This window comes from Cereibacter ovatus (assembly GCF_900207575.1).
Lineage (GTDB): Bacteria > Pseudomonadota > Alphaproteobacteria > Rhodobacterales > Rhodobacteraceae > Cereibacter_A > Cereibacter_A ovatus.
Window position 1 is genome coordinate 150,619 of sequence record NZ_OAOQ01000005.1, and the last position, 15,388, is coordinate 166,006.

The 15,388-nt window shown below is 72.5% G+C and carries 12 protein-coding genes; all 12 read left to right on the forward strand.

Going from position 1 to position 15,388, the window contains the following annotated elements:
- Position 1 precedes the first annotated feature (1 nt).
- From CRO07_RS08310 to CRO07_RS08365, 12 genes are read left to right on the forward strand one after another with little or no spacing between them, the layout of a single operon-like run.
- On the forward strand, positions 2 to 1,162 hold the full coding sequence (locus tag CRO07_RS08310; RefSeq protein WP_176504522.1) for a Pvc16 family protein: 1,161 nt from the start codon (positions 2 to 4) through the stop codon (positions 1,160 to 1,162).
- Positions 1,159 to 3,117 carry an ATP-binding protein gene (locus tag CRO07_RS08315; protein WP_102016831.1) on the forward strand — a complete coding sequence of 653 codons (1,959 nt, stop codon included), beginning with the start codon at positions 1,159 to 1,161 and terminating at the stop codon, positions 3,115 to 3,117. The genes CRO07_RS08310 and CRO07_RS08315 overlap by 4 nt, the downstream gene beginning before the upstream one ends.
- Positions 3,114 to 3,386 carry a hypothetical protein gene (locus CRO07_RS08320; protein WP_097030230.1) on the forward strand — a complete coding sequence of 91 codons (273 nt, stop codon included), beginning with the start codon at positions 3,114 to 3,116 and terminating at the stop codon, positions 3,384 to 3,386. The genes CRO07_RS08315 and CRO07_RS08320 overlap by 4 nt, the downstream gene beginning before the upstream one ends.
- A complete protein-coding gene (locus CRO07_RS08325; protein ID WP_097030231.1) occupies positions 3,383 to 4,066 on the forward strand; it encodes a hypothetical protein in 684 nt (227 codons plus the stop codon). Before CRO07_RS08320 ends, CRO07_RS08325 begins: the two co-directional genes overlap by 4 nt.
- Before the next feature lie 9 nt (positions 4,067 to 4,075).
- Entirely contained in the window at positions 4,076 to 4,354 is a 279-nt protein-coding gene (locus tag CRO07_RS08330; RefSeq protein WP_097030232.1) for a hypothetical protein, read from the forward strand.
- A 9-nt stretch (positions 4,355 to 4,363) separates the two neighbouring features.
- Positions 4,364 to 5,509, forward strand: a complete 1,146-nt coding sequence (locus tag CRO07_RS08335) for a hypothetical protein (protein ID WP_097030233.1) — start codon at positions 4,364 to 4,366, stop codon at positions 5,507 to 5,509.
- The gene (locus CRO07_RS08340) at positions 5,506 to 6,243 is read left to right on the forward strand and encodes a phage baseplate assembly protein V (RefSeq protein ID WP_097030234.1); all 738 of its coding nucleotides are present in this window, start codon (positions 5,506 to 5,508) and stop codon (positions 6,241 to 6,243) included. Before CRO07_RS08335 ends, CRO07_RS08340 begins: the two co-directional genes overlap by 4 nt.
- Positions 6,244 to 6,250: 7 nt before the next feature.
- On the forward strand, positions 6,251 to 6,724 hold the full coding sequence (locus CRO07_RS08345; protein ID WP_097030235.1) for a hypothetical protein: 474 nt from the start codon (positions 6,251 to 6,253) through the stop codon (positions 6,722 to 6,724).
- A gap of 11 nt (positions 6,725 to 6,735) precedes the next feature.
- On the forward strand, positions 6,736 to 7,134 hold the full coding sequence (locus tag CRO07_RS08350; protein ID WP_097030236.1) for a GPW/gp25 family protein: 399 nt from the start codon (positions 6,736 to 6,738) through the stop codon (positions 7,132 to 7,134).
- A complete protein-coding gene (locus tag CRO07_RS08355; protein WP_097030237.1) occupies positions 7,131 to 9,572 on the forward strand; it encodes a baseplate J/gp47 family protein in 2,442 nt (813 codons plus the stop codon). Before CRO07_RS08350 ends, CRO07_RS08355 begins: the two co-directional genes overlap by 4 nt.
- A 1-nt stretch (position 9,573) precedes the next feature.
- Positions 9,574 to 12,090, forward strand: coding sequence for a baseplate J/gp47 family protein (locus CRO07_RS08360; protein ID WP_097030238.1), 2,517 nt, complete (start codon positions 9,574 to 9,576; stop codon positions 12,088 to 12,090).
- A complete protein-coding gene (locus tag CRO07_RS08365; RefSeq protein WP_097030239.1) occupies positions 12,087 to 15,386 on the forward strand; it encodes a phage tail protein in 3,300 nt (1,099 codons plus the stop codon). The genes CRO07_RS08360 and CRO07_RS08365 overlap by 4 nt, the downstream gene beginning before the upstream one ends.
- Positions 15,387 to 15,388: the final 2 nt, after the last annotated feature.

Sequence of the window (15,388 nt, forward strand, 5' to 3'; positions counted from 1 at the left end):
GATGGCCCGGATCGCCAACCTTCACGACGCCGGCCGTGCCCTTGCCGCCCATCTTCGCGGCCTGATCCAGCCGGCGTTGACCGACGTGCTGGCTGCCCCGCCGCTGGACAATCCCGCCGCCCAGGCCGAGGCGGTCAGGCTGTCGCTGTTGTGGGTCACGCCGCAGCCCACCCACCGCAACGACCCCTGGGTGACGGGCGGGGATGGCCAGAGCCGCCCGCCCCCGGTGTCGCTGTCGGCGTTCTATCTTGTGACCGCTTACGGCACCTCGGGCGCGGGCGAGCCGACACAGGCGATCAACCGTCTGGGGCAGGCGCTGCAAGCGATCGAGACCCGGCCGGTGATCGATCTGCCCATCGCTGCTTCTGCCGGGATCGACCCGGTGCCGGGCAGCGGACGGCTGACGATTGCGGTGGTGCCGGTGGCTGCGGATCTGATGGAAAAGATATTCACCCCGCTTCAGGTGCGCCACCGCCCTTGGGCACTGGTTGAACTGGGGCCGGTGCAACTGGATCGGCTGGCCGCGCCGCGCCCGGCACCCGATCTGGTGGCGCCGGGGGGGCTGCGACTGGAAGGCCCGCAGCCAGTGACGCGCCCGGTGATCCGGGCGATGCATCCCGCACCGCTGGGGGCGGGGCGGCGTCTCAGGCTTGATACGGTCGAGGCGGGGGGCGCCACGGCGCTGCTGATCGGGGCCGCGCGGTTTGCCTTTGCGGATGCCCCCGCAGGCCCCGACCAGATTGCCCGGCCCGATGGCGAGGGGCGGGTGTTCGCCACCTATCCCGCCGCCAGTGCGACCGGCGCGCTGGATGTGATCCTGATCGGTCCGGACGGCCCGTCCGAACGGCATCCGCTGACAGTGACCGAGGCGGGCCTTGCCGCGCTGGATGCGCCGCTGGCACCGCTGCCGCCGGGCGCCGATCTGGTGCTGACCGGCGCGGGTCTTGCCACGGCCGAGCGGATCTTCCTGTGGCCCGAGCGTGGCATCCGCTCGCCCGCCGAGGTGATCGGGCTTGCCCCCGCGGTTGTTCTGGCGGGGCAGGTCAGCGCATCGCGGGCGGCGCTGGATGCGGCCGGTCTGCGGCCCATCCCGCATCTGGTGGCGCTGCGCCTTGACACCGGCCGCTTCACACCGCCCGTCCTGCTGGAGATCGCGCCATGACCGCGATGGGGATGGGTGCCGCCTCGGGCCGGCCGGTCGAATGGATGCGGCGCGCGGCGCTGCTGGCGGTGGGCCACCAGATCGCCGCCGACGATGCGGCGGCGCTGGAGCCTCGCTCTGGCTGGCCGGGGTGCGAGACCGACTGGCAGCCGCTGACCCACGAGGCCGCCGACCTGCCGCTGGCCCCCGAAGCCTGGGCCGAGGCCGCCGCGGTGGCCGCGGAACGCTTCCCCGAGGCGGCGGCGGCCTTTTCGATCCTGGCCGACAATCCGGGCCTGCATCTGCCAACCCCGGCGGTCTTTGCCCGCATCGCGGTGGCGGGGTTGCGCCTGGATTATGACACGGCACTGGCAGCGGCCCTTGCCGCGGCGGGCGAGCCGGGCGGGCGGCTGGAACTGGCCGCGCCGGCGAACCTTCAGCTTCCGGCGGCGCAGCATGGCCTTAGGCTGTCAGCGGCGGGGCTGGCGCGGGTCTTCCGCCGTGAGGCGCGGCCGCGGGGCGAGCGGTTGGTGGCGGACCACGCCCCGATCCTGGCCCGCGAGGCACGGGCGGCGATGCGCATCCTTGCCGGCGAAGGCGCGGTCTCTTTGCGCAGCCCCTCGCGGCGGATGGCGCGACAACTGGCGCTGGATCTGGCCGCGCTGCTGCCGGGCCACGCCTGCGAGATTCTGGCCCTGCGCCCCGGCGAGGCGGTGCCCGATCCGGGCGAGTCGTCCGTGCCGCTGGCCGTCGATCTGTTCGATCTGGATCAAGAGCCACGGCTGCCGCTGGATTTCGGGGGCGGGCTGGTGCTGCTGGCCCCCGACCGGCTGGAGACGGGCCGCATCCGCGCGGTGGATGCACCCCCCCTTGCGCCGCCGCGGGCCCGGGCGGTGTGGGAGGCCGCAGGCGTGCCGGCCGGGCTTGCCGACCGGCTTGCGCCGCGGTTTGCCCTGACCCTGCCCGAACTTCTGGCCGCCCGGCAAGAGGCCCTTACGCTTGAGGCGCTGACAGAGACCGGAATGACAGGCGGGGGGATGGCCGTTGGGGTGCCGCCGGACCCAGGCCCGAGCTGCCGCCGGCCCTCTGTGGCCACAGGCCTGGAACAGGCCATCCTTGCCGCCGGCGCGCGGCGGATGGGGCCGTTCGTCACGGTGGTTCCGACCGATGTCACGCTGGACGATCTGGTGGCCACGCCCGAGATGCGCGGGCAGTTGCGCGATGCGGTGGACTGGCGGCGCACCGATGCGCAGGTCTGGACCGGGATGGGCCTGCCGCGGGCGGCGGGCATGGCGCAGGGGCTGTCGCTGCTGTTTTCCGGCCCGCCCGGCGGCGGCAAGACCTTTGCCGCGCGCTGCCTTGCCCATGCGCTGGGGCTGAACCTGTATCGGGTGGATCTGTCTCAGGTCGTATCAAAATACATCGGCGAGACCGAAAAGCGGCTGGCGAGGATCTTTGACGAAGCCGATGCCGGGCATGGCGTGCTGTTCTTCGACGAGGCCGACGCCGTGTTCGGCAAGCGGTCCGAGGTCAAGGACGCCCATGACCGCTATGCCAACATCGAGGTGGGGTTCCTGCTGCAACGGCTGGAAACCTTTGCCGGTGTGGTGGTTCTGGCCACCAATCTGCGCGCGAACCTTGACCCGGCCTTCACCCGGCGGATGCAGTTCATCGTCGAATTTCCGATGCCGCAGAAACCCGAGCGCGCGGAACTTTGGCGCCGCCATCTGCCCGGGCCGGACTGGCTGGATCGCCAGGTCGATGTCGAGATGCTGGCCGAACGGTTCCGCCTTGCCGGTGGCAACATCCGCAATGCCGCGGTGGCGGCGGCGCATCTGGCGGCGGCCGAGGCCGCACCCGTCGGCCCGCGCCATCTTGCACGCGCATTGGTGCGCGAGTTGGAAAAATCCGGCCTGCCGCGCGGGGCCGAGGATCTGGGGCCGCTGGCCTTGTGGATCGAGGGGGCGGCGCCATGACCGCGCGGGATCTGCTTGTCACGCTGGACGAAATCGTGATCGAGGGCGCCCCCGTCGATCAGGCCGACCGCATCCGCGCGATGGTCGAGGCGGTTGCCGAAGATCTGGGCCGGCGTCTGTCCGAAGGTCATTCGGGCGCGCTGCATCTGTCCGCGCTGCGCCTTGAGATCACCGAGGCCGGTGGGCTTCTGGCCCCCGGCGCGGCCGAAACCATCGCACGGCGGATCGAACGGGCGCTGCTGGACCGCATCGAAAGTGAGACGCCATGACAGAGACCGTCAACTTCACCCAGGGCGCCTTTGCCGTCTACGACCCCGAGGATACCTCGGTCATGGCGCGCTTCATTCCGTTCCGTTTCAACCCCGAAACGCTGACCCGCCAGCTTGCGCTGGAACAGGCCGAAGGCGGAGGGGCGGGGGCGGCGCCCGGCGCCAATGCCGCGGGCGGCGGCGGGGCAGGGGAACGCGGCGCCGATGCCTCGTCCGGGGCGCTGAAGGAAAGCTTTTCGGTGCTGCTGCGCTTCGATCTGGCACAGCGCGAGGAAGCGCGCTCGTCCCTGCCGGTCGAATACGGCGTGCTGCCCGAGATTTCCGCGCTCGAGGATCTGCTGCATCCGGTGGAAAGCGAAACCGAGGCGCCCTCGGACGGGACCGAGCCGGTGCGCGCCCGCGGGCGGCGGCCGCTGGTGCTGTTTGTCTGGGGCGAGCGGCGGGTGGTGCCGGTGAAGATCACCGGCATGGCCATCGCCGAAACGGTGTTCAACGGCAAGCTTTACCCGATCCGCGCCGAGATCGAGGTGGGCGTTGAAGTGCTGGGCGAAGCCGAGGCGCGCGACAATGCGCGCGTCCGGGCCTCGTTGGAATTCACCGCGGCGAACCGGCGCCGGATGGCCCGGCTTTATCTGGATACGACCGCCGATCAGGGCACCACGATCAACCTGCCGCAATAGGGGAACGCTTTGGCCACCGACCGCAAAAGCCGCTATGCCAAGACGCCACGGGTGCCATGGGTGCGCGCCGATGGCTCGGACGTGGATCTGATCGGGCTTGCCCCGCGCCCGGCGCGCCCGGCGGTCTTTGCCCGGATCGCGACCGACACCGACCGCCTTGATACGCTGGCCGCGCGCTATTACCGCGACGCCGAAAAGCTGTGGCGCATCGCCGATGCCGCCGAAACGCTTGACCCGTTCGACGCGATCCGGCCCGGCGCACCGATTGCCATTCCACCGGACAAGTGAGGAACGGGGATGGCCACGCCGCGCGTCTCGATCGAGGTTGACGGGCAACGGTTGCCGGATGCGGCGCTGGCGCGGCTGGATGCGCTGGACCTGACCGAAGGCGACGACCGCACGGCGCGACTGGCGCTGCGCTTCCGGCTGGCGCAGGGGGCGGATGGCACCTATGGCTTGCTGGACGATGGCACCTTCGATCCCGGCGCCGCGATCCGGTTGACGCTGGCCGCGCCCGGCGGCACGGATCAGGTGGTCTTTGCCGGCCATCTGTCGCATCTGCGCCCGCATTTCGAAGACCCCGAGGCGAATTCCTGGCTTGAGGTTCTGGCCGCCTGTCCGGCGATGCTGCTGGCGGCCGAGGAGCGGGTGGCCAGCTATCCCGACATGGGCGATTCCGGGGCCGCCGAAGAGATCGCCGGCCGCTACGGTCTGCGGATCGAGGCCGACAGCACCGCCGCCCGCTTTGCCGAGGATGACATGCTGCTGATCCAGCGCGCCGACGACTGGGCCTTTCTGCGCCATCTGGCGGCGCGCAACGGCTTTGTCACCTATTTCGAGCCCGATCCGACCAGCGGCGAGACCGTCTGCCATTTCCATCCCCGCCGCGGCGACGAGCCGCCTCAGGCCGATCTGACCGTTCTGCGCGAGGCGGCAAACCTGATCTGGATCGATTTCGAGATCGCCCATGATCGCCCCGCGGGCCGGCGCGGTGCGGCCATCGATGCGGTGGCCAAGCGGCTGGTGCGCGCCGGGGGCGAGCCGCAGGAAGACCCGATGGGCGAGGCGCTGTTTGCGACGCAGGCGGCCGAGGGGCTGGTGCGGGCGGGGGCCACGGGGGCGGTGCGCCTGCTGCGCGGGGCCCTGCCGCGCGACGAGGCGATCAATGCGCAGGCCGACGGGCAGGGCGCCCGCGACCGGATGGTGGTCGAGGCGCGGGGCGAACTGGACCCCGCGCTTTACCGCGGGTTGTTGCGGGCCCATCGTCCGGTGCTGGTCAAGGGCGTGGGCGACCGGCTCAGCGGCAGCTACTACGTCACCGAGGTCCGCACCGAGATGGCGGCCGGGACGCTGAAGCAGCGGTTCACCGCGCGTTCGAACGCGCTTGGCCGCCGGGGGGCAGAGCCCTTCGGCCAATCCGCCGAAGCAGAGGCCCCGACATGACCGGACAAGGCGCCGACCCCGGACGGGTGCTGACGGATGCGGGCTTTGGCCCGGATGTGGTGCGGGCGCTGGTGGCGCTTGCGGGGCCGGCGGGGCGGCCGGCGTTCTATGGCAAATATGCCGGCATCGTCACCGACACCGACGACCCGCGCCAGATCGGCCGGCTGCGCGCCCGCGTGCCCGAAGTGTTCGGCGAGGATCAGCCCTGCGGCTGGGCGCTGCCCTGTGCGCCGTTCGGCGGCGGGCTGAACCGCGGCTTTTATGCCATGCCCACAGTGGGCGACACGGTCTGGATCGAATTCGAGGCCGGCGATCCGATGCGGCCGATCTGGGTCGGCACCTTCTGGGGGGCGCCCTCGGGCGGGGGGGGCACCGACGATCTGGCCAGCCAGTCGGGCCCCGAGACGCCCGAGGGCGCCGACGGCCCGGCCCGGCCCGGCCTGCATGTGCTGCGCACCGCCGCGGGCCATCTGGTCAGTCTGGACGATGACGGCGGCGTGGTGGTGATCGCCGAAGCCTCGGGCGTCGAGATCCGCCTGACCGGCGCGGGTGAGCTGACCATCACCGCCGACCGGATCAAGCTGGGCGCGAATGCCTCGGAAAAGCTGATCCTTGGCGACAGTTTCATGCAGCTTTTCAACAGCCACACCCATCCGACCGGCGTCGGCCCCTCGGGTCCGCCGGTGCAGCCGATGATGGCCAGCCACCTGTCCAACGTCTCGAAAACCGAGTGAGGGGTTCATGCCGCTTCTGCCCTCGATCCTGTCCCGATCGCTGCAAGCCGACTGGCTGGTGCCGGAAGGCGGCGACCATCCGGGCGATGTCGCCGCGTCGGCCCGGGCGCTGGCGGGGGCGATCGCGGACTGGTTCGCGGGTGCGATGGCGGCGGGCGTTCCCTGCACCACCGCGGCCGCGCGCAAGGGCCAGCTTCAGGCGATGCTGATCCCGGCCTTGCAGGCGGGGGCGGCCAGTGCGGCGGGGCAGGGGGTGGCGATGGCCTTCATGGCCTATGCCGCGGGCCAGAGCTTCGGGCCGGGCGTTGCCTCGCCGCCGGCGGCGACGGGGGCGGCCGCGGCGGCGCTTGGCGCGGCTTTCGCCGATCTTCAGGCCCCGCTTGCCACCCGCGCCGACCGCATCGCCGGCGCGATCCATCTTGCCGCCGTATCCTCGATCGTGACCTTCCCGCCGCCGATGGCGCCGGCGCCCGTAACCTGACGGAGACCCCGATGGCCCGCCGTTTCCTTGCCCAGCCCTTCGCCCTTGGCCCGCCGCTTCTGCGTGCCGGAACCCGGCCCCGCCGTGAAGGTCTGGCCGAGACCGACGACATCGAAACCCATATCCGCGATTGCATTCTGGCGGTGCTGTTCACCCGCCCGGCCGAACGGGTGATGCGCCCGCGCTTTGGCGCGGGGCTGGATGCGCAACTGTTCGAGGCGATCTCGCCGCTGGCGCTGTCGGCGGTGGAATACCGCATCCGCGAAAGCCTTGCCGCCGCCTTCGGCGCCGAGGTCGAGGTTCAGGAGGTGACGGTGGAAGAGGCCCCCGAACAGGGCGCGATGCTGATCCGCATCGACTATGCCCGGCGTGCCGACCGGCTGTCCCGGCGCCTTGAGGTGGTGACATGAGCAGCCAGCGCCGTCAGCCGGGGGCCTTCGGGCTGGAATGGGACGAGGCCGAACTGGATGCAGGCTGGCAGGGCATCGCCGCCCTGCGCTTTGCCCCGCCGCCCGCCGGTATCGCGGTTGAACTGGTTGTGGCGCTGGCCCGGCCCGCCGCGGGCCTGACCGCGGCCGAGATCGCGGTGAACGATGCGGCCGAACTGCCGCTTGCCCCCGCGATCCTGCCCTTTGCCGATGGCGCGACCGAGATCCGCCTGCGGTTTGCGGTGCGCGGGCCGCGGGGGCAGACACGGGTGCGTCTTCTGTCGGGGGGCGACGATCCGCTGCATCCGTTCTTTTCCGAGGCCGGGTTCGACTTCTTCGTGGATTGCCCCGCGGGCGATTGCCACGAGACCCCCGCCAGTGCCGCGCCGTCGCCCGGCCCGCAACCGGCCATCGATCTGGCCACCAAGGATTTCGCGGGCTTTCTGACCCTGCTGGACAACTGGGCGCGGGCCAGCGATCCGAACTGGCTCGCTCCCGGCCCCGCCGCGACGGAAACCATGCTGATGGAGCTTCTGGCCCATCACGCCGAGATGCTGTCGTTGCATCAGGATCGCGTGGTGCAGGAAGCCTTCATCGACACCGCGCGCGAAAGGCTGTCGTTGCGCCGGCACGCGGGCCTTGTGGGCCTTGCGCTGGATGAAGGCGCCTCGGCCCGGGCGGTGGTGGCGGTCGATCTGGCGGCGGGGCGTGCGGGATTTCTGCCCGCCGGAACCCGCTTCGTGCGCGAGGAAGGCATGGGCCGGATCACCGCCACCTTCGTCAGCGAGGCGCCGGCCTATCTGGATGCCGACTGGAACGCGGGCCTTGCGCCGGGCTCGGGGCGGGGGCGGCTGGTGCCGGCCGCCTGGCCCGGCGCGCCGGATGCGGCGCTGCCCGAAGGCGCGATGGGGATGCTGCTTCTGGGTTGGGACAGCCGGCTGCGGGCGGGGCAGGCGCTGGCCATTGTGCAGGGGCGGGCCGCGCATCTGACCCGCCTGACCGAAGTGGTCGAGATGCTGGCACCGGGCTGGGTGGCTCGGCCTTCGGACCCGCCTCCGGGGGGGGCGGTGCGGGTGACGCGGATCGCCTGGGCCGATCCCACCACCGCGCGGTTCAGCCCCTGGGCCGATCCCGAAGGCACCCCCTTCCTGCTGACCGCCAATCTGGTCGAGGCCGTCCACGGCACCCCGCGCCGCGCCGCGAACGAGGAAGGCGCTGCACTGCGCCTGGGCGGTGGCCGGGCCGATCTGGTCACCGCGACCGATCCCGCGACCGGCGCGACGCTGATCCGCGCCCTGCGCACCCCTGAAGCCCAGGTGCTGACCGGCGCGGCCGGCCGGCCCGCGCTGTCGCTGACCGTGGGGGCCGATCGGTGGGAATGGCAGCCGACGCTGATGAACTCGGCCGGGTTCGACCGCCACTACATGACCGAAACGGACGAGGATGGTTCGGTCTGGCTGCTGTTTGGCGATGGCATCCGCGGCCGCGCGCTGCCGCTGCCGGAGGGGTCGGGGCCTGACGGGCTGGGGATGGCACCCGCGAACCGCCGCATCCGTCTGGACTGGCTGTCAGGCGAGGGCGAGCGCGGCAATCTGGGCGCCTTTGCCCTGACCGGCGCCCGCCCGCCCGAAGGCGGCGATGCTGGCGCCGAGGCCGATTTCGCATCGCTTGCGCCGATGGCGGCCACCAACCTGCGACAGGCCAGCGGCGGACGCAACCGGGTCTCGGCGGCGGTGGCGCGGGCGCTGATCCCGGAATCGATCCGCAATCCGGCGCGGGCGCGCTGTGTCACGCCCGACGATTATGCCCGCGCCGCCGAAGAGGTGCCGGGCATCGCCCGTGCCGCCGCCCGGCCGCTGGGCGGGATCTTCAACACCATCCTTGTGGTCTGCGCGCCGCAGGATGGCGGGCGGCTGTCGGCGGATCTGGCGGCGGCCGTCCATGCCCGGCTGGACGGGCTGCGGATGGCGGGGCGCGAACATGTGGTGCGGGCGCCCGATCCGGTGCCGCTGGATGTGGCGCTTCTGATCTGTCCTGCCCCCGGCGCCGGTGCGGCCGCGATCCGCCGCCGCCTGCGCGAGGCGCTTGCCCCCGGCAGTGCCGCGCGACCCGGCTTCTTCCACCCCGCCCGGACCGGCTTTGGCGGCACGATCCGCCGGGCCGACATGCTGGCCGAACTGGCCCGGCTGCCCGGCATTGCCGCGGTGAAGGCCACGGTGTTCCGCCCCCTGTTGCGGGCGGGCGGCCCCGACAGCGCCGAGGCGCTGACGCTGGGCCCGACCGAGATCGCGGAATGTTCCTGCGACGAGGCCGACCCCGGCCGCGGCCGGCTGCGGGTAAGCGTGCTGGGCACCGATCGCCCCCCCGAGGGCGAGGGCTTCGTCACCGCGGGCCCCGCCCCCGAACCCGCAGGAGGCTGAGATGTCGCGACCGCCGATCCACCGCCCCGTCCCCTCGCCCCGCGGCGACGCGCGCTATTTCGCCCCCGATTTCGCAGCACTTGTCGATCTGGCCGAGACCCTCGCACGCGAGCGGCACGGGATCGAGATCCCGGCCCGCGGCCGCGGCCTTGCCCGCACCCTGATCGAGATGCCGGCGCTTCTGGCGCATGTGCTGGGCGAGCATCAGGGCCTTTACGGCCGCGAGGCGCATCTTGGCACTGCCGAACTGGCCGAAACGCTGGTGCGTCATGCGCTGCGGCTGGCCCATACCCCCGATCCGGGCGTGGCCGCGACCGGCCTTGCCGCCTTCACCGTCAAGCCGGGGCTGCGCGGGACGCTGGCTGCGGGGTTTGCGCTGCAATCGCAACCCCTTGGCGAGGCCAAGGCCGAAACCTACGAGACGCTGGCCGATCTGACGCTGGATGCCGGCTGGAACGCGATCCTGCCGATTGAGGCCGAAACCGACGATCCCGTGCGCGCGGTGGCGGGCCTTCTGGTGGTGACCGCGGCCGAGCGTCCCGGCCTTGACCCCGGCGAGATCGTGCTGCTGGAAGGCCGGGGCCAGCTTGGCCTGTTCCGGATCGCGGACCCGGCCGAGGGCGATGACCCCTTGACGCTGCGCCTGCGCCATCTGGGCGGGCATGGCTATGACGAGGCCCCCGGTGCCGGCCACTGGGACGCGGGCTACCGCCTGCACGCCTGCCCCGCGACCGAGGCGCGGCTGTTCGGCTGGAATGCCCCGCCCACGCTGTGGCCCGCCGAGGCGCTGGCGCAGGCCGTGTCGATCGACCGGGAAAAGGCGGGCGAGACCGCGGGGGATGTGGTCTTTGGCTATGAAGAACCGGGGGATCTGTCCTCGGTGCTGATGCTGGCCGATCCGGTGCCGCCGCCGCCGGTCGATGCGCCGGTGGCGCTGGTCTGGCCGGGGGCTGGTCTGGCGCTGCGGCTGGTGCAGGCCGATGAGGTCACAGCGATCTTCGTCCGGATCGAAACCGTCACCCGCCCCACGGTGGCCACCCCGGTCGAGGATGGCCGGACCGTGGTGAAAATCACCCAGGAACAGACCGAGATCGCCACCCGGCTGGCGGGCCGGGTGCTGGCGCTGACGCTGGCCCGCCCCGACGGCGGGACGCGGCGGTGGAAAACCTGGCCGCTGGATGCCCGCTTTCTTGCCGGCTGGTCAAAGCGGATCGTACTGGCGCGCAGGCGGCCGAACCCGGCGCCGCTGGAACCGGCCTTTGCCGTCGCCGCCGATCTGACCGGGATGCGGCCGGGCCGGCCGGCCATCCTGCGCCATCGCACCACCGGCGCGGTGCACGAGGCTACCGTCGGCGCCATCGACCGCGAGGCCGAAGGCTGGCGGCTTCGCCTTGAGGTCGCGGGCGGCTTTCCGTCGGGCTGGACGCTGGGCACGGCCGAGGTTCTGGCCAATGTCGCCCGCATCAGCCATGGCGAGACCCGCGCCGAGATCCTTGGTGGCTCGGACGGGGTCAGCCCGCATCAGGGCTTCGCGCTGAAGGGGGCGCCGGTCACGCGCCTGCCCGCGGCGCTGGGGCCGGCGATGGCGCTGGAGGTGCGGGTGGATGGCGTGCTGTGGGGTGGCGCCGCGGATTTCCACGCCGCCGGGCCGGGGGCGCGGATTTACACCACCGCCACCGATGCCGAAGGCCGGGTGACGCTGCGCTTCGGCGGCGAAGGCCGGGGCGCGATCCCGCCCCTTGGGCGGCGCAACGTGACCGCGCTTTACCGCGAAGGGCTGGGGGTGCGGGGCAATGCCGGCGAGGGCCGGGTAAAGCGCATCCGCAAGGCCTCGCCGTTGATTGCCGAGGTGACAAACCCGCTGCCGCTCCGCGGCGGCGCCGATCCCGCGGGCGCGGCCGATATCGCGCGGCAGGCCACGCGCCCGGTGCGGGTGTTCGACCGTGCGGTGTCGGTCGCCGATCATGCCGATCTGGCGCTGCTTTATCCCGGCATCGTGCGGGCCGGCGCGCGGCTGATCGACGGTGCGGGGATCGAGCTTGTCGCAGCCGATGCCGAAGGCAACGGCCCGGCGGACCGGGCGGCCTTTCTTGGCTTTCTGGATGCGCGGCGCGATACCGGCCTGCCGCTGGTGCTGGCCGATCCGCTGGCGGTGCCGGTCCGGCTGTCGGTCCGGATCGAACGCGACCGTGCCTATCTGGCCGAAGCGGTCCGCCTTGCGGTCGAAGAGGCCCTGATCGGCCCCCGCGGTCTGTTCACCTTCGCCGGCCGGAATCTGGGCCAGCGGCAGGCGCTGTCGGATCTGCTGGCGCGGCTTCGGGTGCTGCCGGGGGTGGCGGGGCTGGTGCCGCGGCACTTCGGGCTGGTGGGTGCCACCCCCGCGGTTGCCGGCCCCGACCTTGCCGAGATCCTGCATGTCACGGGCCGTCAGTGGCTGTCGCTTGGCGCCGCGGATCTCTGGATCGACATGGTCGAGCCCGGCCTTCTGCACCGCGCAACCACCGGAGGCATGGCATGAGCTGGCCCTATGACCCCGACCACCTGACCCGCACGCGCGATCTGCTTTATGCGCATGTCCCCGAGTTCTACAAACATCGCGACCGGGCCGCCGAAGCCGCCGACCCGCCCGAGACGGCTGAGCTTCTGGCCGTGATCGAGGCGCTGGCCGCGCCGCTTGCCGCGGTGCGCCAGTCGATCGAAGAGCTTTACGCCGACCTGTTCGTGGAAAGCGCGGGGGCAGGGATGCTGGGGCGGATCGCGGCTTCGCTTGCGGTCGATCCGGTTTTTTCCGACCCCGAGGCGCTGCGGCGCGATCTGGCCTCGGCCATGCGGTGGCGGCGACGCAAGGGCACGCCCGCGATGCTGGAGGAAATGGCACGCGCGCTGTCAGACCGGCAGGTGGCGCTGCGCGAAGGCTGGCAGGCGGTGATGCTGACGCAGGATCTGGATCTGCTGCGGCCCGGCCGTGCGTTGCCCGATCTGCGGGCGCCCTCGGTGGCCGAACGGGCGGCGGGGCCGCTGGCCACGCTGGCGCGGCTGGCCGATCCGCGGCCCATTGCGGAAGCGGCGGGCCATGTCCATCCGCGGCATCTGGTGCATTGGGCCTTTCCGACCCGGCTCCATCCGCTGCGCCGTGCGGCCTGCCATGAACTGCCGCCCGGCGCGGGCGACCGCCGCTTTGCCTTTGACGCCGCAGGCGACTGGCGGGCGCTGCGGGTGCGCGCCACCGGGATCGACGACCGCCCCGGCACCGACCGCGTGCCCGACGGGCTGTTTGCCGAAAGCCCCGGCGACTGGTTCGGCCGCGAGGGCCGCTTTACCGTTCGCCTGACCGGGGTGCCCGCGGCCGCGGCGCGCGATCCGGCGGCCACGCGCGCGGCCGCGACGGTGCCGGCCGACATCACGCTGGGCCGCCGGCCGGCGCATCTGCACCCGGTTCGGATCGCGGTGGCGGATTGTTCGGGCAATGTCGGGATCGAGCTGATCTCGGCGCCGCTGACCGGCCTTTTGCCGGATCTGGCGCTGGCCGAGATGCGCGGCGCGGTGACGGTCGGCCCCGCTGGCCTTGTGGCGCAGGCCCTTGGCGCGGGCACCACGGCCGCCGATCATGTGCTGCTGCTGCGCCTGCGTCCCGAGGCGCCGGCCGCCAGTCGGATGCTGGGCGAGACGGTTCTGGAGATCGAGGGCACCAGCCCCGCCGCCCCCCGTGCGCCCCAGCCCGAGGAAGCCGCCCTTGCCCAGTCGGGCTATCGGCGCGGCGCGCTGTTTGTCCGCATTCCGGCGCTTCAGGTGGACGGCGAGCGGCTGTTCTGGCTGGGCGCCGATGGCGCGCTTCATGCGGCGCAGGCCGAGGGTGGCCTGCGCCCGCTGGAACTGGCGGCTTCGGGACGGCTGGCCTTGCCGGGCCGTGCGGTCGCCTCGGCCCCGGTTGGGCCGGTCTGGCCCGAAGCGGCCGAAACCGCCGAACGCGCCCCCTTCGCGCCGGCACTGGCCGCGCCGGGGGCGGCGCCGGCGGTGCTGCATGGCGGCATGGTGCTGCGCGCGAACTCGGCCGGGGTGGTGGGGGCGGGGGTGCAATCGGCGCTGGTGTTCGCGCTGGCCTCGTTCGCGGGCGAACGGCGGTTCGATCCGATGCTGCGGCTGGTCTGGGCGGGCGGCGATCCGCGCGATGCCGAATGGTCCGCGCTTGATGCCGGGGCGCTGCCGCTGGCTGCGGCCGATCTGGCGGCGCGTTTTGCCGTGCTGGGGGCGATCCTGACCGAAGGCCGGTCGGATCTTGCGCTGGCGGTGCGGTTCGAATGTTCGGCCACCGACTCGATCTTCACCCCGGCCGAGGTCGCCTTTACCGGCTTTGACGGGCAGGCGGTGCTGATCCACCTGCCCGAACTGCTGGCCGACCTGACCGAGGAAGCCGCCCCCGACGGCACCGCGCGCTGGCCGCGTGGCCCGGCGCCGCTGGCCCATCACAGCGCGGCGGTGCAGGTCGGTGCCGACGGCTCGACCTGGGCCGTGGGCACCACCGCGCTGCGGCGCAAAAGCCTTGGCCCCGCAGCCCCGTTGCCCGGTCCGGTCGCGATGCGCCGGCGCGAGGCGGGCTGGCGCAGGCTGTGCCCGTGGCAGAACGAAACCGCGGTGGCGGTGCTGGGGCCCACCCGCCCCGGCCGACTGGATGTCGATCCGGCCTTTGGCCTGTTCGCGCTGAACACGGGCGACGGGATCGTGCCGCATCCACCCGCGGCCGACATTCCCGCGCCGCCCGCGGTGACCGTGGATCTTGAGGCCGGGGCCACGATGGAACTGGGTGCGCTGCCGGTCGATCACCGGCGGTTCCTGAACCGGCTGCCGCCCCCTGCGACGCGGCTGGTGTCGGTGTCGGGCCATCTGGGCCGCGATGCGACGCCCGCGATGCTGGCGCTTCCGCGGCACCGCTCGGTTGCGGCGGCGCTGGCGGCGGCGGCGGGGTCGGGCGCGCGACATGAGGTGATCGAGATCGTCGATTCCGGCTTTTACGCCGCCGAGGCGCTGGTCTGGCCTGTCGGCCCGTCGCAGCTTGCGATCCGCGCCGCCGCCTTCGAGCGGCCGGTGATCGAGGTCGCCTCGTCGGTGCCGGGGCTGGCGGCTTATGAAAGCCTCGATCTGGCGGGGGTGGCGCTGGTGGCTGTGGCGCCGCTGGATCTGCCGCCGGCGCAGCAGGTGACGCTGGCCTTTGTCAGCATGTTGCGCGCGACCGCGCCGCTGTGCCTTGCGCTGCACGAGGCGACCGGGGTGGAACGGGTGACGATCCTGCGGTCGGCGCTGGGGCCGCTGCATCTGGCCGAGGCGGGCGAGATCCTTGTCAGCGACAGCCTGATCGATGCGGGCAGTGATGACGCGCTGGCGGTTTCGGCGCCGCTGGCCCGGCTGACAGCGGACCGGGTGACCATCGCGGGCCGGATCGAGACAGGCGAGATGGACCTGTCGGACACGATCGTGACCGGCCGCGCCACCGCGCGCGAGCGGTTTCGCGGCTGTCTGCGGTTCTGTCTTGTGGGTCCGGGCAGCGAGACCCCCCGCCGCCACCGCGTGCTGGAATCCGAGGAAGGGCCGGGCGGCCAGCCGATCCGCGCCCCCTTCCTGAGCCGGGATCGGATGGACCCGGCATGGCTGCGGCTGGACCCGGCCGGGGATGCCCGGATTCTGGCCGGGGCCTCGGACGGGGGCGAGATGGGGGCCTTCAACGCGGCACGGCTGGGGGAACTGATGGCGGGGCTGGCGCAAAGGCTGGCTGAACACACGCCCGCGGGGCTGAGAACGGGAATTGTGGTGCGTCTTTAAGG

What these genes read in the sequence shown, in the direction of transcription:
- CRO07_RS08310 (WP_176504522.1), top strand. Translation starts at nt 2, where the DNA reads ATGGCCCGGATCGCCAACCTTCACGACGCCGGCCGTGCCCTTGCCGCC.
- CRO07_RS08315 (WP_102016831.1), top strand. Translation starts at nt 1,159, where the DNA reads ATGACCGCGATGGGGATGGGTGCCGCCTCGGGCCGGCCGGTCGAATGG.
- CRO07_RS08320 (WP_097030230.1), top strand. Translation starts at nt 3,114, where the DNA reads ATGACCGCGCGGGATCTGCTTGTCACGCTGGACGAAATCGTGATCGAG.
- CRO07_RS08325 (WP_097030231.1), top strand. Translation starts at nt 3,383, where the DNA reads ATGACAGAGACCGTCAACTTCACCCAGGGCGCCTTTGCCGTCTACGAC.
- CRO07_RS08335 (WP_097030233.1), top strand. Translation starts at nt 4,364, where the DNA reads ATGGCCACGCCGCGCGTCTCGATCGAGGTTGACGGGCAACGGTTGCCG.
- CRO07_RS08340 (WP_097030234.1), top strand. Translation starts at nt 5,506, where the DNA reads ATGACCGGACAAGGCGCCGACCCCGGACGGGTGCTGACGGATGCGGGC.
- CRO07_RS08345 (WP_097030235.1), top strand. Translation starts at nt 6,251, where the DNA reads ATGCCGCTTCTGCCCTCGATCCTGTCCCGATCGCTGCAAGCCGACTGG.
- CRO07_RS08350 (WP_097030236.1), top strand. Translation starts at nt 6,736, where the DNA reads ATGGCCCGCCGTTTCCTTGCCCAGCCCTTCGCCCTTGGCCCGCCGCTT.
- CRO07_RS08355 (WP_097030237.1), top strand. Translation starts at nt 7,131, where the DNA reads ATGAGCAGCCAGCGCCGTCAGCCGGGGGCCTTCGGGCTGGAATGGGAC.
- CRO07_RS08360 (WP_097030238.1), top strand. Translation starts at nt 9,574, where the DNA reads ATGTCGCGACCGCCGATCCACCGCCCCGTCCCCTCGCCCCGCGGCGAC.
- CRO07_RS08365 (WP_097030239.1), top strand. Translation starts at nt 12,087, where the DNA reads ATGAGCTGGCCCTATGACCCCGACCACCTGACCCGCACGCGCGATCTG.